This window comes from Halomonas caseinilytica (assembly GCF_001662285.1).
Lineage (GTDB): Bacteria > Pseudomonadota > Gammaproteobacteria > Pseudomonadales > Halomonadaceae > Halomonas > Halomonas caseinilytica.
On the sequence record NZ_BDEO01000008.1, the window covers coordinates 91,477 to 113,483 of the forward strand.

At 65.7% G+C, this 22,007-nt stretch carries 19 protein-coding genes and 1 other RNA gene; 11 read left to right on the forward strand and 9 right to left on the reverse strand.

The features are described from left to right. The first annotated feature begins 36 nt into the window (after positions 1 to 36). The 3 genes from gpmI (at position 37) to HSDC_RS10405 (ending at position 4,175) form a co-directional block, all read left to right on the forward strand. On the forward strand, positions 37 to 1,611 hold the full coding sequence (gene gpmI, locus HSDC_RS10395) for a 2,3-bisphosphoglycerate-independent phosphoglycerate mutase (RefSeq protein ID WP_064699881.1): 1,575 nt from the start codon (positions 37 to 39) through the stop codon (positions 1,609 to 1,611). After that, complete coding sequence (locus tag HSDC_RS10400) at positions 1,608 to 2,765, forward strand: murein hydrolase activator EnvC family protein (protein ID WP_342039355.1); 1,158 nt, start codon at positions 1,608 to 1,610, stop codon at positions 2,763 to 2,765. The genes gpmI and HSDC_RS10400 overlap by 4 nt, the downstream gene beginning before the upstream one ends. Before the next feature lie 114 nt (positions 2,766 to 2,879). Then, positions 2,880 to 4,175, forward strand: coding sequence for a S41 family peptidase (locus HSDC_RS10405; RefSeq protein ID WP_064699882.1), 1,296 nt, complete (start codon positions 2,880 to 2,882; stop codon positions 4,173 to 4,175). A 10-nt stretch (positions 4,176 to 4,185) separates the two neighbouring features. Here HSDC_RS10405 and HSDC_RS10410 read toward each other — a convergent pair whose 3' ends face one another. The 4 genes from HSDC_RS10410 to HSDC_RS10425 form a co-directional block, all read right to left on the reverse strand. Next, positions 4,186 to 5,418, reverse strand: coding sequence for a UbiH/UbiF/VisC/COQ6 family ubiquinone biosynthesis hydroxylase (locus tag HSDC_RS10410; protein ID WP_064699883.1), 1,233 nt, complete (start codon positions 5,416 to 5,418; stop codon positions 4,186 to 4,188). A gap of 33 nt (positions 5,419 to 5,451) precedes the next feature. Then, the gene (ubiH, locus tag HSDC_RS10415) at positions 5,452 to 6,675 is read right to left on the reverse strand and encodes a 2-octaprenyl-6-methoxyphenyl hydroxylase (RefSeq protein WP_064699884.1); all 1,224 of its coding nucleotides are present in this window, start codon (positions 6,673 to 6,675) and stop codon (positions 5,452 to 5,454) included. Between the two features lie 65 nt (positions 6,676 to 6,740). After that, the gene (locus tag HSDC_RS10420) at positions 6,741 to 8,078 is read right to left on the reverse strand and encodes an aminopeptidase P N-terminal domain-containing protein (RefSeq protein WP_064699885.1); all 1,338 of its coding nucleotides are present in this window, start codon (positions 8,076 to 8,078) and stop codon (positions 6,741 to 6,743) included. 35 nt (positions 8,079 to 8,113) lie between these two features. Then, positions 8,114 to 8,695, reverse strand: a complete 582-nt coding sequence (locus HSDC_RS10425) for a UPF0149 family protein (RefSeq protein ID WP_064699886.1) — start codon at positions 8,693 to 8,695, stop codon at positions 8,114 to 8,116. 137 nt (positions 8,696 to 8,832) lie between these two features. On the opposite strand from HSDC_RS10425, the gene HSDC_RS10430 reads away from it, so the two are divergent. The 3 genes from HSDC_RS10430 (at position 8,833) to HSDC_RS10440 (ending at position 9,994) form a co-directional block, all read left to right on the forward strand. Then, complete coding sequence (locus HSDC_RS10430; protein WP_064699887.1) at positions 8,833 to 9,132, forward strand: cell division protein ZapA; 300 nt, start codon at positions 8,833 to 8,835, stop codon at positions 9,130 to 9,132. Between the two features lie 48 nt (positions 9,133 to 9,180). After that, a non-coding RNA gene (gene ssrS / locus HSDC_RS10435) (6S RNA) lies at positions 9,181 to 9,365 on the forward strand. A gap of 8 nt (positions 9,366 to 9,373) precedes the next feature. Further along, a complete protein-coding gene (locus HSDC_RS10440; protein ID WP_137055263.1) occupies positions 9,374 to 9,994 on the forward strand; it encodes a 5-formyltetrahydrofolate cyclo-ligase in 621 nt (206 codons plus the stop codon). Between the two features lie 430 nt (positions 9,995 to 10,424). Here HSDC_RS10440 and ilvA read toward each other — a convergent pair whose 3' ends face one another. After that, positions 10,425 to 11,939 (reverse strand): threonine ammonia-lyase, biosynthetic, encoded by a 1,515-nt coding sequence (gene ilvA, locus HSDC_RS10445; protein ID WP_064699888.1) that lies wholly within the window; start codon positions 11,937 to 11,939, stop codon positions 10,425 to 10,427. A gap of 192 nt (positions 11,940 to 12,131) precedes the next feature. On the opposite strand from ilvA, the gene rpiA reads away from it, so the two are divergent. Continuing rightward, the gene (gene rpiA / locus HSDC_RS10450; RefSeq protein ID WP_064699889.1) at positions 12,132 to 12,812 is read left to right on the forward strand and encodes a ribose-5-phosphate isomerase RpiA; all 681 of its coding nucleotides are present in this window, start codon (positions 12,132 to 12,134) and stop codon (positions 12,810 to 12,812) included. Positions 12,813 to 12,820: 8 nt separating this feature from the next. Here the strand turns inward: rpiA and waaA are convergent, their stop codons facing one another. The 3 genes from waaA to HSDC_RS10465 are packed head-to-tail and all read right to left on the reverse strand — an operon-like array spanning position 12,821 to position 16,636. Next, the gene (gene waaA, locus HSDC_RS10455) at positions 12,821 to 14,119 is read right to left on the reverse strand and encodes a lipid IV(A) 3-deoxy-D-manno-octulosonic acid transferase (RefSeq protein WP_064699890.1); all 1,299 of its coding nucleotides are present in this window, start codon (positions 14,117 to 14,119) and stop codon (positions 12,821 to 12,823) included. After that, positions 14,119 to 15,549: a bifunctional D-glycero-beta-D-manno-heptose-7-phosphate kinase/D-glycero-beta-D-manno-heptose 1-phosphate adenylyltransferase HldE gene (gene hldE, locus HSDC_RS10460; protein WP_064699891.1), complete on the reverse strand. Its 1,431-nt coding sequence runs from the start codon at positions 15,547 to 15,549 to the stop codon at positions 14,119 to 14,121. The genes waaA and hldE overlap by 1 nt, the downstream gene beginning before the upstream one ends. Beyond that, positions 15,539 to 16,636 carry a glycosyltransferase family 9 protein gene (locus HSDC_RS10465; RefSeq protein ID WP_064699892.1) on the reverse strand — a complete coding sequence of 366 codons (1,098 nt, stop codon included), beginning with the start codon at positions 16,634 to 16,636 and terminating at the stop codon, positions 15,539 to 15,541. Before HSDC_RS10465 ends, hldE begins: the two co-directional genes overlap by 11 nt. Here HSDC_RS10465 and HSDC_RS10470 point away from each other — a divergent pair. Further along, a complete protein-coding gene (locus tag HSDC_RS10470) occupies positions 16,635 to 17,345 on the forward strand; it encodes a 3-deoxy-D-manno-octulosonic acid kinase (protein ID WP_064699893.1) in 711 nt (236 codons plus the stop codon). The genes HSDC_RS10465 and HSDC_RS10470 overlap by 2 nt on opposite strands. On the opposite strand, the gene HSDC_RS10475 is transcribed toward HSDC_RS10470, so the two are convergent. Continuing rightward, positions 17,321 to 18,463, reverse strand: coding sequence for a glycosyltransferase family 4 protein (locus HSDC_RS10475; protein ID WP_244534482.1), 1,143 nt, complete (start codon positions 18,461 to 18,463; stop codon positions 17,321 to 17,323). The genes HSDC_RS10470 and HSDC_RS10475 overlap by 25 nt on opposite strands. Before the next feature lie 39 nt (positions 18,464 to 18,502). On the opposite strand from HSDC_RS10475, the gene HSDC_RS10480 reads away from it, so the two are divergent. Genes HSDC_RS10480 through HSDC_RS10490 form a run of 3 tightly spaced genes read left to right on the forward strand, consistent with a single transcriptional unit; the run spans position 18,503 to position 22,006 of the window. Further along, positions 18,503 to 19,591 carry a glycosyltransferase family 9 protein gene (locus HSDC_RS10480; protein WP_064699894.1) on the forward strand — a complete coding sequence of 363 codons (1,089 nt, stop codon included), beginning with the start codon at positions 18,503 to 18,505 and terminating at the stop codon, positions 19,589 to 19,591. Beyond that, positions 19,588 to 20,355: a glycosyltransferase family 2 protein gene (locus HSDC_RS10485; protein ID WP_064699895.1), complete on the forward strand. Its 768-nt coding sequence runs from the start codon at positions 19,588 to 19,590 to the stop codon at positions 20,353 to 20,355. Before HSDC_RS10480 ends, HSDC_RS10485 begins: the two co-directional genes overlap by 4 nt. Further along, complete coding sequence (locus HSDC_RS10490; protein ID WP_064699896.1) at positions 20,345 to 22,006, forward strand: sulfatase-like hydrolase/transferase; 1,662 nt, start codon at positions 20,345 to 20,347, stop codon at positions 22,004 to 22,006. The genes HSDC_RS10485 and HSDC_RS10490 overlap by 11 nt, the downstream gene beginning before the upstream one ends. Position 22,007 lies beyond the last annotated feature (1 nt).

Here is a 22,007-nt window from a genome sequence, read left to right on the forward strand (position 1 = left end):
GCGTCGCGCCCCTCGCTTCTTCACTATGAGGCTCCCATGACCGATACATTGACCCCGACACCCCGCCCGGTGGCACTGATCATCCTCGACGGCTACGGCCACAACCCGGATGCCGCCCACAATGCGGTCCAGGCCGCGCGCACGCCGGTAATGGATCGTCTCTGGGCAGAGCGTCCTCACGCCCTGCTGCATACCGACGGACGCTACGTGGGCCTGCCCGACGGCCAGATGGGCAACTCGGAAGTCGGCCACATGAACCTCGGGGCCGGGCGCATCGTCTATCAGGACTTCACGCGCATCACCAAGGCCATCGAAGACAACGAGCTGGCCGACAACACCGTCCTGACCGACGCCATCGACGCCGCCGTGAGCGCCGGCAAGGCAGTCCATCTGCTGGGCCTGTTGTCGCCGGGTGGCGTGCACAGCCACGAAGACCACATCCTGGCCATGGCCGAACTGGCCGCCCAGCGCGGTGCCAAACGCATCTATCTGCACGGCTTCCTCGACGGTCGCGACACCGCGCCGAAGAGCGCCCTGGCCTCCATCGAGCGCGCCAACGCCAAGCTGGCCGAGCTGGTCGGCGCCGAAAACGGCTTCGTCGCCTCGCTGATCGGCCGCTATTTCGCCATGGACCGCGACAATCGCTGGGATCGTGTCGAGCAGGCCTACCGCCTGGTGACCGAGGGTCACGGCGCACATCAGGCACCCCGTGCCGAAGCCGGCCTGCAGGCCGCCTACGAGCGCGACGAGACCGACGAATTCGTCACCGCCACTGCCATTGCGCCGAACGGCACGCCGATCGCCATGGAAGACGGCGACGCTGCCCTGTTCATGAACTTCCGCGCCGACCGCGCCAGGGAATTGACCCGCGCCTTCGTCGAGGACGGTTTCGACGGATTCGAGCGCCAGGCCCGGCCCCGCCTGGCCAATGGCAGCCTGGTGACCATGACCCAGTACGCCGCCGACATCCCGGCGCCGGCCGCCTTCCCGCCGGCCGACCTGCCCAACACCCTGGGCGAGGTGATGGAGCAGCGCGATCTCACGCAACTGCGTATCGCCGAGACCGAGAAATACGCCCACGTCACCTTCTTCTTCTCCGGTGGTCGCGAAGCCGAGTTCAAGGGCGAGACCCGAATCCTGGTGCCCTCGCCCCAGGACGTGAAAACCTACGACGAGAAGCCCGAGATGAGCGCCGTGGAGGTCACCGATCGCCTGGTCGGCGCCATCGAATCCGACGATTTCGATCTGATCGTGTGCAACTACGCCAACGGCGACATGGTCGGCCATACCGGTGACTTCGATGCCGCCGTGGCCGCCATCGAAGCCGTGGATGCCTGCGTGGGTCGCGTGGTCGAGGCCATCGAGAAGGCCGGCGGCGCCTGTCTGATCACCGCCGACCACGGCAACGCCGAACAGATGGTGCACCCCGAAACCGGCGCGCCGCAGACCGCCCACACCACCTTCCAGGTGCCGCTGGTCTATGTCGGCGAGCGTCCGCTCCGCCTCCTCGACGATGGCAGCCTGTGCGACCTCGCGCCGACCCTGTTGGCAATGATGGATCAGCCGGTTCCCGAGGAGATGACCGGCCGGATTCTGATCGACACCCAGTGAGCAAGGCATTTCCGCGACGGGAAGGCGTGTGCCGCCTGCTGCCCCTAGTGCTGTGGCTGGCCGTGACGCCAGCCATGGCCGTCACCGATGAGCGCGAAGCCCAGCAGCGCATCGACGCCATCGGTGAACGCATCCAGGAGGTCACCCGCGAGCTCGACGCCACCGGTCAGGCCCGGGACGAGGCCAGCGAAGCGCTGCGCGAGATCGAGACGTCACTGGCCGAGACGCACCGCCGCCTCGACGACATTCAGGCACAGCGACGCGCGCTGAACGACGAAGTCATCGAACTGGAGGAAGAGCGCAAGCGTCTGGAGGCCGAGCGCCAGGAACAACTCGCCGCCCTGGAGCAACAGGTCGATGCCCTTTATCGTCTCGGGCTGACCCCACAGCTCAAGCTGCTGCTCAACCAGGACGATCCGGGGCGACTGGACCGCCTGCAGACCTACCTCAATCGCCTTGCGGAAGCCCGCAATGCCCGGCTGGCGGAACTCGACAGGCTCGACACGGCACTGGACGACAACCAGCAAGCCCTGGACGAACGAGGGCAGCGCCTGGAACAACTGGCCGGTGAACTGGAAAAGCGCAGTGCCGAGCTGGCCAGCCAGGTGGACGAACGCGAGGCCCTGCTCGCCAAGCTGGACGAGCGCTACGCCACCAAGGAGGCACGGCTGTCCGCCCTCGATCAGGACAGGGCACATGCCGAGCAAGTCCTGCAGCAGGTGCAGGAGCGATTGGCCCGGCTCGAACGTCCACCGCCTTCCACTGCCATCAGCGAAACTCGGGGCGACCTTCCCTGGCCAGTCCAAGGCAAGGTGACCTCGACATTCCGGCAGGGGCGTGGCGTGCACCGCGATGGCATGCTGATCCGTGCGGCGGCCGGCACGCCGGTCGAGGCAGTGCATGCCGGCCGGGTCGTGTTCGCCGACTGGATGCGCGGCTTCGGTAACCTGCTGATCATCGACCACGGCGACGGCGTCATGACCCTGCACGCCCACTTGCAGCACTTCAGCGTCGAGGTTGGCGCGGCCGTCGACACGGGGCAGACCATCGGCGTGGTGGGCGCCAGCGGCGGACAGCCCTCGCCAGGGCTTTATTTCGAAGTACGACGCGCCGGAGACCCCATCGATCCCCAGAGCTGGGTCGCCCAGCGATAGTCCGGGAGACAAGCCCCGGGGAATGCCGAAACGACGGCGCCTCGCTTCAGTGTTTTCTTGGCCGCCATGCCCACGCTATGCTGGGCTTACTCTAATGGAACCGCGAGAGACCGCATGCCCTTACGCCCCGTTGGCCTTCCCACTCTTCGGCATCGCCTGGGCGCCACGCTGCTTCCCATCGCCCTGCTCGTCGCGCCGCTGCCCGCCGTTGCCGCTTCCGAGACGGATGATGACCTGCCGGTGGCCGAGATCCAGGCCTTTGCCGAGGTGTTCGAGCGCATCAAGCGCGCCTATGTCGAGGAAGTCGATGACGCCACCTTGCTGCGCAATGCCATGCGCGGCATGTTGAGCGAACTGGACCCTCACTCCACTTATCTCGATGCCAAGGCCTACGAGAGCCTGCGCGAAACCACCCAGGGCGAGTTCGGCGGCGTGGGTATCGAGGTGGGCAAGCGCGACGGCCAGCTCACCGTGATCACGCCGATCGACGACACCCCCGCTTCCCGATCCGGCCTCCAGGCTCAGGACTCCATCCTGCGCATCGACGACACCCCGACCGAAGGCCTGTCGCTGCAGGAAGCAGTCGAGCTGATGCGCGGCGACCCGGGCACCGAGATCCGCCTGACCATCATGCGTCAGGGCGAGGATGCACCACGCAACGTCACCCTGGAACGCGAGATCATTCGGACCCAGAGCGTGAAGAGCGACATCCTGGCACCGGGCTACGGCTACCTGCGGGTCAGCCAGTTCCAGACCCGCACCGGCGAACAGGTTACCGAGGCCCTGAACGACCTGACCGAGGACGGCCCGCTGCAGGGTCTCGTGCTGGATCTGCGCAACAATCCCGGCGGAGTGCTCCAGGCCGCCGTCGACGTGGCCGATGCCTTTCTGGAGGATGGCCAGATCGTCTACACCGAGGGCCGACTGGCCGACAGCGAACTGAGCTTCTATGCCAATCGGGTCACGACTGCTCCCGATGTGCCGCTGGTGGTGCTGATCAACGGTGGCAGTGCCTCGGCGGCAGAGATCGTCGCCGGCGCCCTGCAGGATCAGCGGCGCGGCGTCGTCATGGGCACCAAGAGCTTCGGCAAGGGATCGGTGCAGCAGATCATGCCGCTGGGCGAGGACGAAGCGCTCAAGCTGACCACCGCACGTTATTTCACACCGAGCGGTCGTTCCATCCAGGCACAAGGCATCGAACCTGATGTCGAGGTGGTCCGCGGGCGCCTTGAGGTCGCCAAGGACAATGGGCTGCAAGTTCGCGAAGCCGACCTGGAAGGCCACCTGACCGGCAACGGCGGGGGCACCCAGGGCGGTGAGTTCAATACCCGCCTGCGCGACGACTACCAGCTCGGCGAGGCCCTGAATCTGCTCAAGGCCTTGAACGTGCTGGACGAACGCAAACGCTGAGCCAGGCCGATCAGCGGCAGGTGGCGGGCAGGCGTCCTCTTTGCCCCGCCGCCTGCTGCATCAGCAACCGCTTGACGGGCCCTAGTCGATCGACACCCGAAAGCCCCAGGTTGCGCGCCAGCGTCAGGGCCGGATGGCGCGCCCCGAACAGTAGCCGGAAAGCATCCATCAAGCGCAGCATGGTGGCGTTGTCGCCCCGGCGGCGACGCGCATAACGCGCCAGCCAGGCCTCGTCGCCCAAGGCGATGCCACGCCGTCGCGCCTCGAGCAATGTCTCGGCCAGCACTGCCACGTCCATCAGGCCAAGATTGGCTCCCTGACCCGCCAGGGGATGAATGCTGTGCGCGGCATCGCCCACCAAGGCCAGTCCTGGCAACGTATAGCGCTCGGCGTGACGCTGGGTAAGCGGCAGGCACACAGCACGATCGACCGGCGTCACCCGGCCCAGGCAAGCACCGATGCCGGCCTCCAGTTCCGCTCCCAGCGATTCCGGCGACAGCGCCGTCAGCCGCTCGGCTTCGCCCGGCGACGTCGACCAGACAATGGAACAATGTCGCTCATCGCCGTCCAGGGTCAGCGGCAGAAACGCCAGGGGACCGTCGGCCAGAAAGGCCTGTCGCGCCACGCCGCCATGGGGGCGCTCGGTGCGCACCGAGGTCACCAGCGCTTCCTGGCCGGTGTCATGCGACCGGGTCTCGATCCCGGCCATCTTCCGCAGGGGAGATCGCGCTCCATCGGCGGCCACCACCAGCGGGGCCTGGAGTCGCTCGCCATCTTCCAGATGCAGTACCGGGTCACCATGGCGCGTCTCGAGCCCGACGACCCGGGCAGAGAAGCGCCGCCGTACCGTCGGCAGCTCCGTCAGACACGCCTCCAGGGCCGACACCACGACGTCATTCTCGACGATGTGACCAAGGACCGGCAGGCCTGCCTGATCGGCGGAGAAGCTCACCTCACCGGTACCCTCACCGTCCCAGACCCGCATATGACAATAAGGCGTGACACGGCGCTCACGCATCATTGCCCAGGCGCCCAGCCCCTCCAGCAGGCGCTGGGAAACCGGCGTCAGCGCACTGACCCGAAGGTCGGCGGGACCGCGCCCCGCCGCCTCGGCATCCACGGGGCTCGGCCTGGCATCCAGCAGCGTCACCGACATGCCGGCTCGTCCCAGCAAGCCTGCCAGCGTCGCGCCCACCATGCCGCCGCCGACGATGATCACATCGTTCTCCGTTTCACCCGCCATGTCGCCTTCCTGCCCCGATCCCGGTTGATGTCGTCATCGTTCCACGCCCATGGCCCGCCTGGCCAGCGTTCGACGCAATGGCCCGAGCAGGTTTAGCCCCACCAGACCGGCGGCCCGCGCCCGCGACAGCAACGGGTCATCGAAGCCGAACACCCGCACCAGGCCATCGCTGAAGCGGATCACGTTGTCGCGATCTCCACTGCGGCGCGCCTCGAAATCATTCAAGGTCGCGGCATCGCCCGGCGCATCGCCTCGCACCAGCCCTGCCTCGATGGCGGCCACCAGATCCATCACGCCCCGCAGGGCCAGATTGAATCCCTGCCCGGCCACCGGATGCAGGGCATGAGCCGCGTTGCCCATCACCGCCAGGCCCGGGCGCACCGTCTCGCTGGCGGTGACCAACGAGAGCGGATAGGCATGGCGCTCGCCGACACGCCGAAAACGCCCCGCCCGATCCCCGAAAGTGGCTTGCAGGTGTGCCAGGAAGTCAGCATCGGAGCGCGACAGGGCCTCTCGTTCACGGCCGGCGGCAAAGGTCCAGATCAACGCCATGCGCTGCCCGGTCATGGGCAGCAAGGCAATGGGGCCGGCGCTCGTGAAACGCTCATAGGCGATGCCCTCATGGGGGCGATCGAGCCCCACCGTGGTGACCACGGCGACTTGCTCATAAGGGCACTCCCGACTCTCGATGCCGAGGCGCTCCTTGAGTCCCGAGCGACCTCCATCGGCCATCACCGTCAGCCCAGCCTCGAGACAGGCGCCGTCGGAGAGCACCAGCCGATGACCGCCGGCCAGGGGATGAATGCCTTCCACCCGCGCCGGGCAGTGCCAGCCCAGGGGCAACTCGGCGAGTCGACGATGCAGAACACGCCCCACCCAAGCATTGGGAATCACATACCCCATGGCTTCATTGCCGAATTCCTCGGCACGCAATCGTGTCACGCCAAGCCGGCCCTGCTCGCTGACATGGATGCACCGAATCGGCGAGGCACGTTCGGCCATGCTCGACCACACGCCTAGGCGATCGAAGTGATGCGCCGTTCCCCGGGAAATGGCACTGGCCCGGGCATCGAAACTCGGCTGCCAGGGGGCATCCAGGCCATCGGGCAGGGGAGCTGCCTCGATCACGGCCACGGATAGCCCCCGATCACGCATCAATGGCGCCAGTGCCGCCCCCAGGCTGGCACCGACCAGGCCACCACCGATGATCGCGATATCCACGCGCCGCGGCCTCTCAGCCGAGGACGATTCGCTCATGCGCGACCCTCCGATATTTCGTAATGTACATTACATAAAGACTCGATCGACAAATCGCCGAGTGATCACTTTTCATCCATCAGGGCCTCGATATCAGCCACCTGCTTCGGCACCGCTCGCGTCAGCACTTCGCACCCCTCGGGTGTCACGGCCACATCGTCCTCGATGCGAATACCGATGCCGCGAAATGCTGCCGGCAGATCGTCGTTGTCCGGCAGGTAGAGGCCAGGCTCGATGGTGAGCACCATGCCCGGCCGCAGGGTTCGCGGTTCGCCATCCCGGCGATAGCTCCCCACATCGTGGACATCGAGCCCCAGCCAGTGAGAGGTGGCGTGAGGGTAGAAGCGGCGCGCGACGATCGCCTCGGGTGCCTCCTCGCCATCTTCGGCCAGAACTCCCAGAGCCGTGAGGCCGGCGGCGAGATCGCTCACCACGCCTCGATGGATCGCCGCGAGCGTGGCACCGGGACGCACGGCGTCGATGGCTCGTTCCTGGGCCGTCAGCACCACTTCGTACAATGCCCGCTGTGCCGACGTGAAGCACCCGTTGACCGGAAAGGTCCGCGTGATGTCGCCGGCATAGAGATCGAATTCGGCACCGGCGTCGATCAGCACCAACTCCCCGTCACGCAGGGGATCCCGATTATCAATGTAGTGCAGTACGCCGGCATTGCGCCCGCCAGCGACGATACTGGCATAGGCCGGCCCGCTGCCGCCTCGCCAGCGGAACTCATGCTCCAGCTCGGCCTGGAGCTGGTATTCGGCGAGTCCCGGCCGGGAGACGCGCATCGCGCGCCGATGGGCATGGGCCGAAATCTCACCGGCATGACGCAGCAAGGCGAGCTCGCCTTCGCTCTTGATGAGGCGCTGCTCGTGCAACAGCGGCGCCACATCGGCAAAACCGAGAGGTGTCGGCGCATTCTGGCGCGGTCGGTCCACCAGTTCGGCACGCAACCGCTCCGCCAGGCGCAGCGCCGAACTGTTGCCCAAGGGCAGGTAGAGCGTGGCGTATCCCGCCAGCAGTTCGACCAGACGGGCATCACGCTCGGCATTCTCGAAGGCTTGATCGACGCCATGCACACGAACGGCACCCTCGGCGCCGAGACGCTGCCCCGTCCAGGTCTCCATGGCCGGGTCACGATCCTGGCAGAACAGCACGCATTCTCCTTCGGCGCGGCCGGGCAGCAACAGCAGCAGGGCATCCGGCTCGGGAAACCCTGTCAGGTAGTGAAAGTCGCTGTCCTGGCGGAAAGGAAATTCGCTGTCGCGGGAGCGCGTGACCAGAGAGGCCCCCGGCAACAGCACAGCGGCATCCGCCGGCACGTCATCCATGAGTCGGCGACGTCGACTCCTGTACTCATCCAGACGGATGGCGCGCGGGCGACACTCGGCTTCGATCGACATGGCAGCTCCTGGACACACCAAGATAAGGGTAAGAGTCAGTGGGTCGGGCCCGGCTCCTCGACCTGTTCCACCTGCGGCTTGCCGGGATGCTGCTCGGTATAGAGCAACATGGCAGCCATTCTGGCGTGCTCAGTCAGGGCAAACAGATCGTTCTCGTTTTCAGGGCTGTCATCGAGGTCAGTCTCGATATCCGTCAATCCGCTCAGATCGTCGATGGCTTCCCTGAGCGAATCCGACCAGTTCCTGCGCGGCTCGTCGCCGGCATCCCGCACCACCTCGAGGAAGCCCAGGGTCCATTCCTGGAGGCCCTGCGCACGCTCGGCCAGCGAAAACAGTTCATCGGGCAGCAGGGGTTCGTAGTTCATCTCCGCTGCGGACAAGGCCTCCAGCGTCTGGCGACGCCAGCCCAGGAGACGCTCGGCAGACGGCTCGTCTCTGGGCTGCTCGACGCCAAGGTTGAGGCAGACCATCTCCAGCCAGCCTTCGGCATCGAGATCGTGCAACGCCAGCGAGGCGCACAGGCGGCCGTCCAGGAAGGCCGGAGACTGCATGCTGCCATGCAGCAGGAAGGTGTCGGCGATGGTGGAAAAGTCCTGGCGTTCGTTGATCAATGACATGACGCGATCCATGGTGGAGCCCCGCACGCGTTGACCGCGCTTGAACGGCTCTCTTATAGTGACTGAAAGTTCGTATTCCCCTCGATGTTAACGCATCGAGCCCCCGAGACGCGCCCTCGGCCCCCTCCGGAGCACCCATGAGCGACTCTTCACGGCCCACCATCGAGATCACCCTGCTGGATCGGCAGTACGTCATCGCCTGCCCGCCGGACGAGGAGAGCAAACTCGAACGTGCAGCACGTTACCTGGACCGCGCCATGCAGGGCATCCATGCCCAGGGCAAGGTGGTCGACCGCGAGAAGGTCGCCATCATGGCGGCCCTGAATATCGCTAACGAGTTGCTCGAGACCCAGGACGAGCAACGTGCCGGCGAGCAGAGCCTGAGCGAGCTCAACCAGCGTCTCGAGAAGGCGCTTTCCGATGCCCCCGGGCGCTGAAGGGATTCTTCCCTTTGGCCAGGCCGGCGGCTCTGCTAGGATAGGAATCGTTCCCTGGGGTGTTCGCCAGTCGTTATCGTCCCTCGAGCCTATGCGCATTACCCAGGGGGCCAACAGCTAGTCGGACCCGTGTGCATGTCCGTGAGACGGAAAGCCTGACGGTTCGACTGCGGCCACCCACCTTGAACCAATGGGTTCAAGGGCCAGAACGACAGCGGCACTCTGGGGAACTTCATCCATCATGAACGTCATGCAGGATCCAGCCGCACCCACGACACGACGCGAACTGCGCCAAGCACTGCGGCGGCGTCGACGCGAACTCGATCGACGCGAGCAGAAGGCCGCCGCCACGCGGCTATGCCATGCCCTGCGTCGACTGCCGGAAGTCTTCAGAGCCCGGCGTGTGGCGCTCTACCTGCCCAATGACGGCGAAATCGATCCGACGCCTCTGTTGCCCTGGCTCAGGGAACGTGGAGCCCGCGCCTATCTGCCGGTATTGCGCCCCCTGGCACCCAATACCCTCTGGTTCGTCCATTACCATGGCGACACCCCCATGGTGACCAATCGTTTCGGCATTCCCGAACCCGACACCCGTCATGGCGCGCACCGCGCGCGACGTCAGGCAACCTGGACTCTGGATGTCATCCTCCTGCCCTTGGTCGGCTTCGACGATGACGGCCAGCGCATCGGCATGGGAGGCGGCTTCTACGATCGCACTCTCGCCTTCACCCAACGCCCCGGCCCCCGACCTCGCCTGATCGGCCTGGCCCACGACTGCCAGCGCGTCACGCGCCTCCCGGTAGCGCCCTGGGACGTGCCTCTGGACGCCATCGTCAGCGATCGCCGGATTCTACGCCCCTGAGTCGCCCTGCGCGCTAGAGACGGCCCCCAACATCAAGACGGCCGATGCATCACGCATCGGCCGTCTCATGTTCATGCCATCAGAGCGTGCTGATGAAAGTCGCTATCAGTCGCCCGCCAGTGCCTGGGCATAGCCGGTCACCACGACCGCGATGCTGAACAACAGCACCAGTACCATGATCAGATCGGGCTTGCGCTTCATCGTCGACTCCCTGCTCGTCCGGCAGTTTCTGCCGTTATCGTGTTGGAAACGGCCGCGTTTCCCCGGCGACGATGTCGCCATCTCCCGGAAAACACCTCAGCCGATGCTCTTTGGGTTGTGAGAGTAGCCGAAGGACCCGGACATGACAACAGTCACGCCCGGGAAAGTCGCGAAACGCGCCCGATCAGTCAGGCACTTGGAAGTGAGTCAGCGCTCACACCGGAGGGATTCACGCCATGAAGAGGCGATATGCCGGGTTATCGCTCTCCTTCCAGTAGCGATACCCGATCTCATCAAAGTATCCCTCGACATGGCTGTGATCGCCATTGGGCACCTGCATGCCCACCAGCACGCGCCCATAGGCGGCACCGTGATTGCGGTAATGGAACAATGAAATGTTCCAGTCCTGAGGGAGATGCGTCAAAAAGTTCATCAGGGCACCGGGGCGCTCGGGAAACTCGAAGCGATACACCTCTTCCTCGAAGTGTTCCTTCGGGCGCCCGCCCCCCAGGTGTCGGATGTGCAGTTTGGCCAGCTCGTTGTCGGTGAGGTCTTCCACCGGATAGTCGGCACCGCGCAGCTTGTCGATCACGGCCTGGCGATCCTCGCCGCCCGGCTTGACCTGAACACCGACGAAAATGTGCGCCCGCTCGGGATCGGCATAGCGATAATTGAACTCGGTGACCATGCGCTTGCCGATGGTCCGGCAGAATTTCTTGAAGCTGCCGGGACGCTCGGGAATGGTCACCGCCAGGATCGCTTCGCGCTGCTCGCCCAGCTCGGTACGCTCGGCGATGTGCTGCAGGCGATCGAAATTGGTGTTGGCACCGGAGTTGATGCACACCAGCGTCTCCCCGGTGGCACCAGTCGACTGGATGTACTTCTTGAGGCCCGCCAGCGACAGCGCTCCAGAGGTCTCGGACACCGCTCGGGTCTCCTCGAAGATGTCCTTCACCGCGGCGCACATCTCGTCGGTGTTGACCGTGATGACATCGTCCACCAGGTCGCGCATGATCGCGAAGGGCGCCTCGCCGATCTGCGCCACGGCCACCCCCTCGGCGAAGACGCCGACCTGATCGAGCGTCACGCGCTCGCCGCTTTCCAGCGCGGCCTTGAGACAGGCGCTGTCCTCCGACTCCACGCCGATCACCTTGATCTCCGGGCGCAGGTACTTGACGTAGGCCGCGATGCCAGCAATCAAGCCACCGCCTCCCACCGGCACGAAGATGGCATCCAGGGGCCCGGCCTGCTGACGAAGAATTTCCATGCCAACGGTACCCTGACCGGCAATGACGTCGAGATCGTCGAAAGGCGGGATATAGGTGTAGCCGTGCTCCTCGATCAATTCCTGAGCATGAGCGGCGGCGGCGGCGAAGGCATCGCCCTTGAGGACCACCTTGGCACCCCAGCCACGCACGGCCTGAACCTTGATATCCGGCGTGATGCGCGGCATCACGATCACCGCCTTGACGCCCATCTGCTTGGCGGCCATCGCCAGCCCCTGAGCGTGATTGCCTGCTGAGGCGGCGATCACGCCCTTGGCCTTCTGCTCGTCGGTGAGCTGGGCCATGCGATTGTAGGCGCCGCGAATCTTGAAGGAGTGGACCGGCTGCAGGTCCTCGCGCTTGATCAGGATCTGGTTGTGGAATCGACGGGAAAGGAGGGGAGCCGGCGAGATCGGCGTTTCCCGGGCCGCTTCATAGACCCGGGCCTGGAGGATTTTCTTGACGGTGGCTTCGAGCATCCTGATATCCCAATGGGGTAGCGCATGAGAACCGCGGGAGCGGCAGGCGCCACAGTGGCACCCGATGCGTCCCGATGCGGCATGAAGGGAACCCTTATTGGTAGCATTCCGCCTGCTACGGCGTCCAGCACGAGACGACGACATGGCCTATAATGGCGCCGCATTCGCCACCTACCGGACAGCGAGCAGGACATGACTCAAGACGAACTCAAGGATGCCGTGGCCGCCGCCGCCCTCGACGAGATCCGCCCGTTACTCGGGCGCAACGTCGTCATCGGCGTAGGCACCGGCTCTACCGCCAATCGCTTCATCGACAAGCTGGCCACGCTGCGCGGCGACTTTCGCGGCGCGGTGGCCAGTTCGGAAGCGACCGCCGAGCGACTACGAGGCCACGGCATCGATGTCTTCGAGCTCAACGAGACAGGCACGCTTCCCGTCTATGTCGACGGTGCGGACGAAGTGAACGCTCACTTCCACATGATCAAGGGCGGCGGCGCAGCCCTGACCCGAGAGAAGATCGTCGCCGCCTGTTCAGAGCGTTTCGTGTGCATCGCCGACGCCTCCAAGCGCGTCGGGCGCCTGGGCAACTTCCCGCTGCCTGTGGAAGTGATCCCCATGGCGCGCTCCTATGTGGCCCGGGAACTGGTCAGGCTGGGAGCCGATCCGGTCTATCGCGAGGGGGTGATCACCGACAACGGCAACCAGATCCTCGACTGCTATGAATTCATGATCGACGATCCCGAAGCCATGGAGGCCCGGCTCAACAGCATTGCCGGCGTGGTGACCAACGGCCTGTTCGCCGCCCGGGGCGCCGATGTGCTGCTGCTAGGCACTGATCAGGGCGTGGAGCGTCTGACTCCGTCAGGTGAGTAAGTGATCACTCACTCAGGAAGAAGTGCGTCCAGGCCTTCCAGGGTGCGGACCAAGGCGCCCCGATTGGTCTCGACCGCCGTTCGGCCGGCCTCGGCGAGCCGGCGCCTCTCCGCCGGCTCGCCGAACAAGCGCGTCAGGGTCGATCCCAGGTCGTTCCCATCGGCCACTTCCACCAGGGCATCGTGCTCACGCAGCATCTCGGCCACATCCTCGAAATTGGCCAGTTCAGGACCAGTCAGTACCGGCACACCCATGGCCGCCGGCTCGAGCAGATTGTGCCCTCCTACCGGTACGAGACTTCCGCCGACGAAGGCCAGGTCCGCGGCACCATAAAGAGCGCGCAACTCGCCCATGGTATCGCCCAGATAAACGGCGGTTTCAGCATCCGGCGTCTCGCTTTTCGATCGTCGAGCACAGGCCAGCCCGTGCTCGGCGCAGAGCTCGGCCACCGCCTCGAAGCGCCTGGGATGGCGCGGCACCAGAATCAGCAACGCCTCGGGCAATGTCTCGCGCACCCTGGCGTGAGTCGCCAGCAGTACCTCGTCCTCACCCGAGTGCGTAGAGCCAGCGACCCAGACCGGGCGCTCACCCAGCATGGTGCGCAAGCGCTCACTCACATCGAAGGCCTCGTCATTCAAGGCAATATCGAACTTCAACGAGCCGGTTATCGTGGTGGCCTGCGCCGCCATGCCGAGCGCCTCGAAGCGTTCGGCGTCCTGGGATGACTTGGCACCCAGCCAAGTGACATGGGACAACGCCTCTCGCATCAGGCGGGGAAGGCGTCGATACGTACGAAAGGCGCGCGTCGATAGCCGCCCGTTGACCACGGCAACGGGCACGCCACGCCGCGAACAAGCGGCCAGCAGATTGGGCCAGAGTTCGGTCTCGAAGAAGATCGCCAGTCCTGGGCGCAGGCGAGTGACGAAACGCCGTGCGGCACAGGGAAAATCCAGCGGCAGGAAGTAATGACTCACTTCGGCGCCATCGCCCGCGTGGCGGAGCTTTTCCGCCAGCGCCACGGCACGTTCGGCACCGGTGGCCGTCATGGTGGTGATCACCAGACGGCGCTGCGGATAGCGGTGGCGCAAGGCCTCGATCAGCGGCCATGTGGCCTGGACCTCGCCGACCGAGGCACAATGCAGCCACAGCGGACGCTCGGCGGCTGACGAGGCAGGAATCCAGCCAAGCCGCTCGCCCCGGGAACGACCGGCACGGTGCTCGCGCCATACGCGCCACCAGAGCAACGGTGCCAGCGCCAGCAAGGCGGCGGAATAGAGCCGGCGCGCCCAGGGGTGGCCGCCGGCCATCAGCGTTCCCGATCGAGGATGGTGGAAATCATCGCGGTCGTGGAGACGCCGTCCTCGAAGCCCAGCACCTTCACCTCTCCCCCGGCGGCACGCACCGCCTCGCCCCCGGCAATCTGCTCGGGGCGGTAGTCGCCGCCCTTGACCAGCACATCGGGCAACACCGCCTCGATCAACCGCTGCGGGGTATCCTCGGCGAAGGGCACAACCCAGTCGACGGCGCCCAGGCCGGCCAGCACCTGCATGCGTCGCGCCAGGGGGTTGATCGGCCTGGACGCGCCCTTGAGGCGTGCGATGGAGGCGTCGTCATTGACCGCCACGACCAGCCGGTCGCCCAACTGGCGGGCATGCTCAAGGTAGGCCACATGGCCGGCATGCAGGATGTCGAAGCAGCCATTGGTCATCACCACGCGCTCGCCCCTGGCCTGGGCGGCACGTACCGCATCGCACAATGGCGCCTCGTCGATGACACCGAATTCGGCCAGCTTGTCACCGTGAAGCGCCGTGTAGAGCTCGGCGATGGACAGCGTCGCGGTACCGGGCTTGGCCACCACCAGACCGGCGGCCAGGTTGGCGAGCGTCATGGCCTCGGGGAAGCCATGACCGGCCGCCAGCGCCAGCCCCAGCACGCCGATCACGGTATCGCCGGCGCCGGTCACATCGAAGACCTCCCGGGCCCGGGTCGGCAGGTGAAGCGGTTCGAACCCCTCGCGGATCAGGGTCATGCCCTTCTCGCTGCGCGTGATCAACAATGCCTCGAGCTCCAGCTCGGCGCGCAGTGCCTCACCGCGAGCCGCCAGCGTGGCATCATCGGGGCAAGGGCCCATCACCGTCTCGAACTCGGCCAGGTTGGGCGTGATCACGCTGGCTCCCCGGTACTTGCTGAAATCACTGCCCTTGGGGTCGACCAGCACCCGCTTGCCGGCAGCGCGCACACGGGCGATCAGGGCAGCAACATCGCTCAGAGTGCCCTTGCCATAGTCGGAAAGGATCACCAGGTCGGCCTCGGGCAGCGCCTCTTCCACCTGTACCGACAGCCCATGGGTGTCGACCTTGCCCAACCCTTCCTCGAAATCGAGCCGGATCAACTGTTGGTTGCGGCTCATCACCCTCAGCTTGGTAATGGTCGGTATATCGGGACTACGAGAGAAGTGAGTGCTTACACCGGCATCTTCGAGACGATGCATCAGCCGGTCAGCATTGTCATCATCGCCGACCAGGCCGGCCAGGGCGGCCCGGGCACCGAGCGAGGCGATATTGAGCGCCACGTTGGCAGCGCCCCCGGGGCGATCCTCATCCTCCTCGACCCTGACCACGGGCACCGGGGCCTCGGGAGAGATGCGTGACGTGCCGCCATGCAGGTAGCGATCGAGCATGACGTCGCCCACCACCAGCAGGCGCGAGCGCTCCAGAGCGGTCAGGTCAAGTTTCATCAGGGAACTCCGTTTGCTTGCGAGGCGCGGGCATGGCCAGCAATGCCTCGAGTCGATCGATCACGTCATCGGCACGTATCAGCGACATGGCGTCGGGATGACGGACACGCTGCCCCCAGGACAGGGTGTCAGGATCCTTGTGCAAGTAGGTGCGCACCGCCTCGGGATAGCGATTGACCACGAAATCCTGCCAGCGATAGGGCCCTGCGCGCTCAGGATTGGTGGTGGCGAACAGGCCGACGGTAGGTGTACCCATGGCATTGGCCATGTGCACCGGCCCCGAATCCGGCGCGATCACCGCCCGCGCTCCATCGATCAGTGCCAGCAAACCCTTGAGCGAGGACTCCCCGATCGCATCGATGACCGCGCCGGGCTGGGCCTGCGCCGCGATGCGCTGCCCCATCTCGCGCTCCTGGGTACTGCCGCCACCGGTCAATACCGTCTTCAGGCCGTGCTGCACCCAGGCATGCTCGACTACCGTCGCGTAGCCTTCGGCAGACCAGTTGCGAAAGTTGCGCAGGCGCGGGTTGGCACATGGGCTCATCAGCAGGTAGGGGCTGCCCGACGTGAAACCGGCGGCTTCCCGGCGGGCACTTTCGGGCACGGGTAGCGACCAGTCCAGCGAAAGGTCCTCGACCCCCATCAGGCGGGCGAAGTCGAGAAAGGACTCCAGGACATGGGCGCGCGGGTGAGGCGCAAGCTGGCGATGGGTAAACCAGTGCTGGGCATCCTTGGCACGTGCCTTGTCATAACCGATGCGCAGGTCCGCCTTGAGCCCCAGCGACAGCACGCTGGCGCGCAGTGCCTGCTGCATGTGCAGCAACACATCGAAGCGGGTATCAGCGAGGCGCCGCCAGAGCTCACGCATGCCCGAAAGCCCGGAGGACTTGTCGTAGACGATGAACTCGACCCCGGAAAGCCCGGCCAGTAGACTGTGCTCGCCCTTGCCGATGATCCAGGTGATGCGCGCCTCGGGCCATTGGCGTTGCAGAGCGCGAACCGTCGGTACCAGGTTGCAGACATCGCCCAGGGCGGAGAGACGCAGCACACCGATGTGCTCGGGTCGGGCGGGCAGAGGATGCTTCATGCGATTGGCAACGTATCGAACAGGAAAGGTAAGCATTCTATATGATGCGGACAGTTTATGTGACGCCTGCGGGACGCCACAAATCGGGCCGCATCTCTTCGATCCCGGGTACTGGCGCCAGACGGGCACCGTCATCGGCGAAGCACCGGGGCGCGGCGCCAGCCTGTTTCTTCAGGTTGGCGACGAGCAGTGGGTACTGCGCCCCTACCGCCGCGGCGGACTCATCGCCCGAATCAGCACCGAGCGTTACCTGTGGTGCGGAGCGGAGCGCTCCCGCGCCTTTCGCGAGATGCGCCTGACCGCTCACCTTCATGCGCTCGACCTGCCCGTGCCACGCCCGGTGGCCGCCGGCGTGACCCGCCACGGTCTCGCCTACGAAGCCGGCCTGATCACCGTCCGATTGCCTGGTGCCCGTGCCCTGGCCGACTGTCTTCCCGAGGCTGACGCGGCCTTGCTGCGCCGTGTCGGCACCACCATTCGCCGCTTCCACGATGCCGGGCTGGACCATGTGGACCTCAATGCCCGCAACCTGCTGGTCGATGCCTCGGAAACGGTCTGGTTGATCGACCTGGACCGATGCCGACTGCGCTCCCCGGGCCGCTGGCGGGAAGCCAACCTCGAGCGCCTGGCTCGCTCGCTGACGAAGTTCGATGCGCCCTCGGCCATCGATATCGTCCGGCAGGGCTATGTCTCCGAGGCGCCCTCCTGACCGGCATATTCCTCGACCAGGGCCGCCACATGGCCCGCCAGCGTGAATGCCTCCTGAACGCGCTGCCGACCGGCCGCCCCGAGTCTTTCACGCAGTTGGACGTCCTCCAGGAGTTCGACCAGCGCCGTGACCCAGGCCTCCGGCACATCGGGGTCGGCAAGCCGTCCCGTCTGCTCGTTGATCAGTTCGGGAATGGCCCCGCTCGATGAGCCCACCACCGGGCGGGCAGCCGCCATAGCTTCGATGACCGTCAGGCCGAAGGCCTCGTTGCGCGACGGCACGCAGACGATATCCAGCGCCTTCAGGCAAGACGGCAGGTCGGAGCGGAAACCGACGAAGCTCACTCGCGACGCGAGCCCCAGCTCGCCAACGCGCTCGCGCAGCTCGGCAACGACCGCTTCGTCGCTTCCCTCATCCGCCGCGAGCCCGCCGATCAGCACTCCCTGCCAAGCCTGGCCAGGGCCCCTTTCGGCCAGCCGACCCAGCGCCTCGACCCAGAGCGCCTGCCCCTTGCCCCGAGTAATGCGCCCCGGCAACCCGATGGCCACTGCCCCTTCCGGTATGCCCAGTTCGGCACGCAGCGCCGCCTTCTCGCTGGCCCCGAGATCATCGGCATAAGGCGCCGGGTCGATGCCCAGATAAAGCCGACGGATCCGTTCGGCCGGCAGCGGAAAGGCTTTCAGATTGCGCCGTCGCGTTGCCTCGCTGATCGAGAACAGGCGGCTCACCTTGCCGTAACTCCAGCGATGAAAAGGATCGCGCTTGGGTCGGGTAACGCCCATGTGGTCGGTGAAGACAAGCTTGAGTTCCGGACGTAGACTGACGAGCAGCGCCCCCAGCCGAAGATCGCTGGACTTGTGACAATGCAGCACCCCGATATCATGGGCCCTCAAGTAGGTCAGGATGCGCCGGACTCGCCACAGCGCCTGCTCTCGGGAAACGAACGTCAAGGGGTGGACACCAGCCGCCATGAGGCTCGAGGCGACACGTGAGCCTTCGAGGGCCAGGCCATGAGCCTCCCACCCCTGCCGAGCCAGCTCAGGTATAATCCGAGCCGGATACATTTCGAGTCCACCCCAGCCGTCGGAAAGGCAGATCTGCATGACCTTGGGTTTCAAGGCGTCCTCCGTTCGCGGTATCGGGGTTCGGGGGTCCCGATGACACATTTTTCGCACCAACAGCCGCCTCGCCTGCTGGTCGTACGCAACGACAAGCTCGGCGACTTCATGCTTGCCTGGCCGGCCCTGGCTTGCCTGAAGGCCAGTGAACCCACGCCTCACGTCAGTGTCCTGGTGCCCGGCTACACCGCCCCCATGGCGCGGCTCTGCCCCTGGGTGGATGAGGTCATCGTCGATCCGGGCGACGGCGCCGGGCGAGAAGCCAGGCAAGACTTGCTGGCCCAAATTCGCGCGGCCGACGTCGACGCCCTGCTGACCCTGTTCTCCACGCCTCGCATCGGCTGGCTGGGCTGGCGTGCCGGTATCCCGTTGCGCCTGGCGCCGGCCACCAAGTGGGCTCAACTATTCTACAACCACCGCATCACCCAGCGCAGGTCCCGCTCGGCGAAACCCGAGTACGTCTACAACATGGAACTGGCGGAGGCCCTGCTGGATGCCCTCGCACTGCCCAAGCCGACACGTCCAGCGCCGCCCTACTGGCCCCTGTCCGCGCAAGAGCAAGGCGCTCAGCGCCACCGCATCGCCGAGGAACTGGCCCTCGATCCCGAGCGCCCCTGGGTATTCCTGCACGCCGGCAGTGGTGGTTCGGCAGTCAACCTGACAGCGGAAGCCTATGCGCGACTGGCGCAAGATGTCACCTCTCGCCTGGACGAAAACAGCGCGCCATCATGGATACTGACCGCCGGCCCCGGCGAGGAAGACAATGCCGACGCTCTGCACCGGACCCTGAAAGGCATGGCACTCGATGCCCATCGGCTGCCGGCACGCGACGGCCTCGGCGACTTCGCCCTGAGTCTCGCGGCTGCAGACCTGTTCATCGCCGGCTCCACCGGCCCATTGCACATCGCTGGCTGCCTGAACCGTGCCACTGCCGGCTTTTATCCTGCCCGGCGCTCGGCAACGCCCCTGCGCTGGCAGACCTGCAACGACGCGACGCGGCGCCTCGCCTTCCGTCCTCCCGCTGAGGCCGGTGAAACCGACATGCACGCCATCGACCTGGAAGCCGCCGCCGAACAAATCGCCCGACGCCTGGCGTCGTCTCCGACAAGCGAGCCCAGCACAACATGACTTCCATTACCGGTATCATCATCACGCTCAACGAGGCGGACAACGTTGTCGACTGCATCACCTCACTGCAACGCGTCTGCGAGGAGGTCATCGTCGTCGACTCCGGCAGCGCGGACGAGACCGTGTGTCTGGCCGAAGATGCCGGCGCCCGGGTCATTCACCAGCCCTACCTGGGTGACGGCCCCCAGAAGGCCTTCGCCGTCCCCCAGGCACAGCACGACTGGATCCTCGCCCTGGACGCCGACGAGCGCCTTGACGACGATGCGGTCCAGGCAATCCAGGCGCTGGCGCTCGACGATCCCCAGCAGGCTTATCGCTTCAGGCGGCGCAACTTCGCCGGTAACCACTGGATCCGTGCGGCAGGCTTCTATCCCGATCCGGTCACACGACTGTACAACCGCACCACCTCGGGTTATTTGCCCAAGAAGGCGCATTCCTCGGTCCAGGCACCCTCGGTGGTCGATCTCGACGTGCACATCCGCCACTTCACCTATCGCGACCTGTCCCACTGGATCACCCGTATCGACCAGCTCTCCAGCCGCGATGCCTGGGCCATGAAGGAGCGCGGCAAGCCCCCCTCGCGGTATCGCCCCGTGCTCCACGCGGCCAGCGCCACCCTGCGCAAGCTGATCCTCAAGGGGGGGATATTCCAGGGCCCGGACGGTTTCACGGTCGCCATGACCACGGCGTTTCACGCTTACATGAAGTATGCCAAGCTGAACGAACTCTACGAGAACGAACGCGCGACCCCCGATGATGCTTGAACGCCCCCTGCCTGAGGGATTGCGGGAACCCCGCTGGTGGGCACTGCTGACCCTCGGCCTGGCCCTGGGCCATGCCGCCGTGACGGTCACCCGGCTGCCGTACTGGATGCTGCCGCCCATCGCTGCCGGCTGGCTGCTACTGGCACATGCCCTGCGCTGGGGTGCCCCATCACGCCAGGCGCCGGCACGTGGCTGGCCATGGTCGCTCGTACCGCTCATTTTCTGGGGCATCTATGTCTATCTCGCCGACAGCTTCGGTATCGTCGACCTCGGTGCGGTGTTCTTCCATCTGCAGGCCGGCATCAGCGAGCACGGCGGCGGTGAACGTACCATCGTCGCCGTGCTCTACACGCTGGCCATGTTCCCGATCCTGGCGGCCTTCACCTGGTTGATCCGTCACGACCACCGTTGGCGAAGGCTGGAACGCTGGCTGGCCCTGGCCTTGCTGGTCACCAACCCGCTGCTCTACAACATCGGCCAACGCAGCGCGGCCATCGTCGCCGAGGAAGGCGCCTGGCTCGAACAGCGTTACGTCTCGCCGGTGATTCTCGAGAAACCATCCTCTCCACCCAACCTGCTGGTCATCTATCTAGAGAGCCTGGAGCGTACCTACGCCGATCACGAGCGCTTCGGCGATGTCTATGCACCGCTCGGTGCCCTGGGCGATCAGGGTGTGGTGTTCGAGGGCGTTCGCCAGATCGACAATACCGGCTGGACCATGGCCGGCATGATCGCCAGCCAGTGCGGGGTTCCGTTGATGCCAGCGGGGCTGCTCCACGACAGCCAACTGGAGCCACTCGAGCAGGTCGTACCCGGGGTTTCCTGCCTGGGCGACCTGCTCGCCGAGCAAGGCTATTCTCTGACCTACATGGGAGGCGCCAGCAAGCGCTTCGCTGGCAAGGGCAAGTTCTACGAGGGGCATGGTTTCTCGCGAGTCCTGGGGCGCGACGATCTCGCACCCAGGCTGGACGATCCAGACGACTTGAACAGCTGGGGCCTCTACGACGACGACCTATACTCTCTGACCGTCGAGGAGATTCGACGCCTGGAAGAGACGGATGGCCCCTGGGGACTGGTCAACCTGAGCCTGGCCACGCACCCGCCATACGGCTACCCGCCTGCTGCATGTCGCAAGCACCAGGGCGAATTCGATGGCACGGATATTCTCTACAGTGTCGAGTGCTCCGCCCGCATGGTGCACGAGCTGGTGACACGCCTCGCCGGCGAGGGACTCCTGAAGGATACGCTGGTGGTCATCGCCAGCGATCACCTATCGATGCGCGTCTCGGCCTGGGAGCAGTTGACTGCCGGCCCGCGCAGCAACACCTTCATGCTGCTCGGCAACGATCTCGTGCCGCGACGCATGAAGGTCGAAGCCTCGACCATGGATATCCTGCCCACGGTGCTCGAGGCCATGGGATTCGTCATCGACTGGCATCGCGCCGGGCTGGGCGTGTCGCTGCTCTCGGACGAACCGACCCTGATCGAACAGCATGGCTTGAAGGTTCTCAACGACCAGCTCAGGCGAGAAACCGCGCTTCACGAGCGCCTCTGGCAAGGGCTCGACATCGAGGGCATGGCCCCGGATGACGCATCGCGGACGTCGCCCTGGCGACTCCCCGAGGGGCCGGCGGCGGAAGCGGCGGAGTGAA

What these genes read in the sequence shown, in the direction of transcription:
- gpmI (WP_064699881.1), top strand. Translation starts at nt 37, where the DNA reads ATGACCGATACATTGACCCCGACACCCCGCCCGGTGGCACTGATCATC.
- HSDC_RS10405 (WP_064699882.1), top strand. Translation starts at nt 2,880, where the DNA reads ATGCCCTTACGCCCCGTTGGCCTTCCCACTCTTCGGCATCGCCTGGGC.
- HSDC_RS10410 (WP_064699883.1), bottom strand. Translation starts at nt 5,418, where the DNA reads ATGGCGGGTGAAACGGAGAACGATGTGATCATCGTCGGCGGCGGCATG.
- ubiH (WP_064699884.1), bottom strand. Translation starts at nt 6,675, where the DNA reads ATGAGCGAATCGTCCTCGGCTGAGAGGCCGCGGCGCGTGGATATCGCG.
- HSDC_RS10420 (WP_064699885.1), bottom strand. Translation starts at nt 8,078, where the DNA reads ATGTCGATCGAAGCCGAGTGTCGCCCGCGCGCCATCCGTCTGGATGAG.
- HSDC_RS10425 (WP_064699886.1), bottom strand. Translation starts at nt 8,695, where the DNA reads ATGTCATTGATCAACGAACGCCAGGACTTTTCCACCATCGCCGACACC.
- HSDC_RS10430 (WP_064699887.1), top strand. Translation starts at nt 8,833, where the DNA reads ATGAGCGACTCTTCACGGCCCACCATCGAGATCACCCTGCTGGATCGG.
- HSDC_RS10440 (WP_137055263.1), top strand. Translation starts at nt 9,374, where the DNA reads ATGAACGTCATGCAGGATCCAGCCGCACCCACGACACGACGCGAACTG.
- ilvA (WP_064699888.1), bottom strand. Translation starts at nt 11,939, where the DNA reads ATGCTCGAAGCCACCGTCAAGAAAATCCTCCAGGCCCGGGTCTATGAA.
- rpiA (WP_064699889.1), top strand. Translation starts at nt 12,132, where the DNA reads ATGACTCAAGACGAACTCAAGGATGCCGTGGCCGCCGCCGCCCTCGAC.
- waaA (WP_064699890.1), bottom strand. Translation starts at nt 14,119, where the DNA reads ATGGCCGGCGGCCACCCCTGGGCGCGCCGGCTCTATTCCGCCGCCTTG.
- hldE (WP_064699891.1), bottom strand. Translation starts at nt 15,549, where the DNA reads ATGAAACTTGACCTGACCGCTCTGGAGCGCTCGCGCCTGCTGGTGGTG.
- HSDC_RS10470 (WP_064699893.1), top strand. Translation starts at nt 16,635, where the DNA reads ATGCGATTGGCAACGTATCGAACAGGAAAGGTAAGCATTCTATATGAT.
- HSDC_RS10465 (WP_064699892.1), bottom strand. Translation starts at nt 16,636, where the DNA reads ATGAAGCATCCTCTGCCCGCCCGACCCGAGCACATCGGTGTGCTGCGT.
- HSDC_RS10480 (WP_064699894.1), top strand. Translation starts at nt 18,503, where the DNA reads ATGACACATTTTTCGCACCAACAGCCGCCTCGCCTGCTGGTCGTACGC.
- HSDC_RS10485 (WP_064699895.1), top strand. Translation starts at nt 19,588, where the DNA reads ATGACTTCCATTACCGGTATCATCATCACGCTCAACGAGGCGGACAAC.
- HSDC_RS10490 (WP_064699896.1), top strand. Translation starts at nt 20,345, where the DNA reads ATGATGCTTGAACGCCCCCTGCCTGAGGGATTGCGGGAACCCCGCTGG.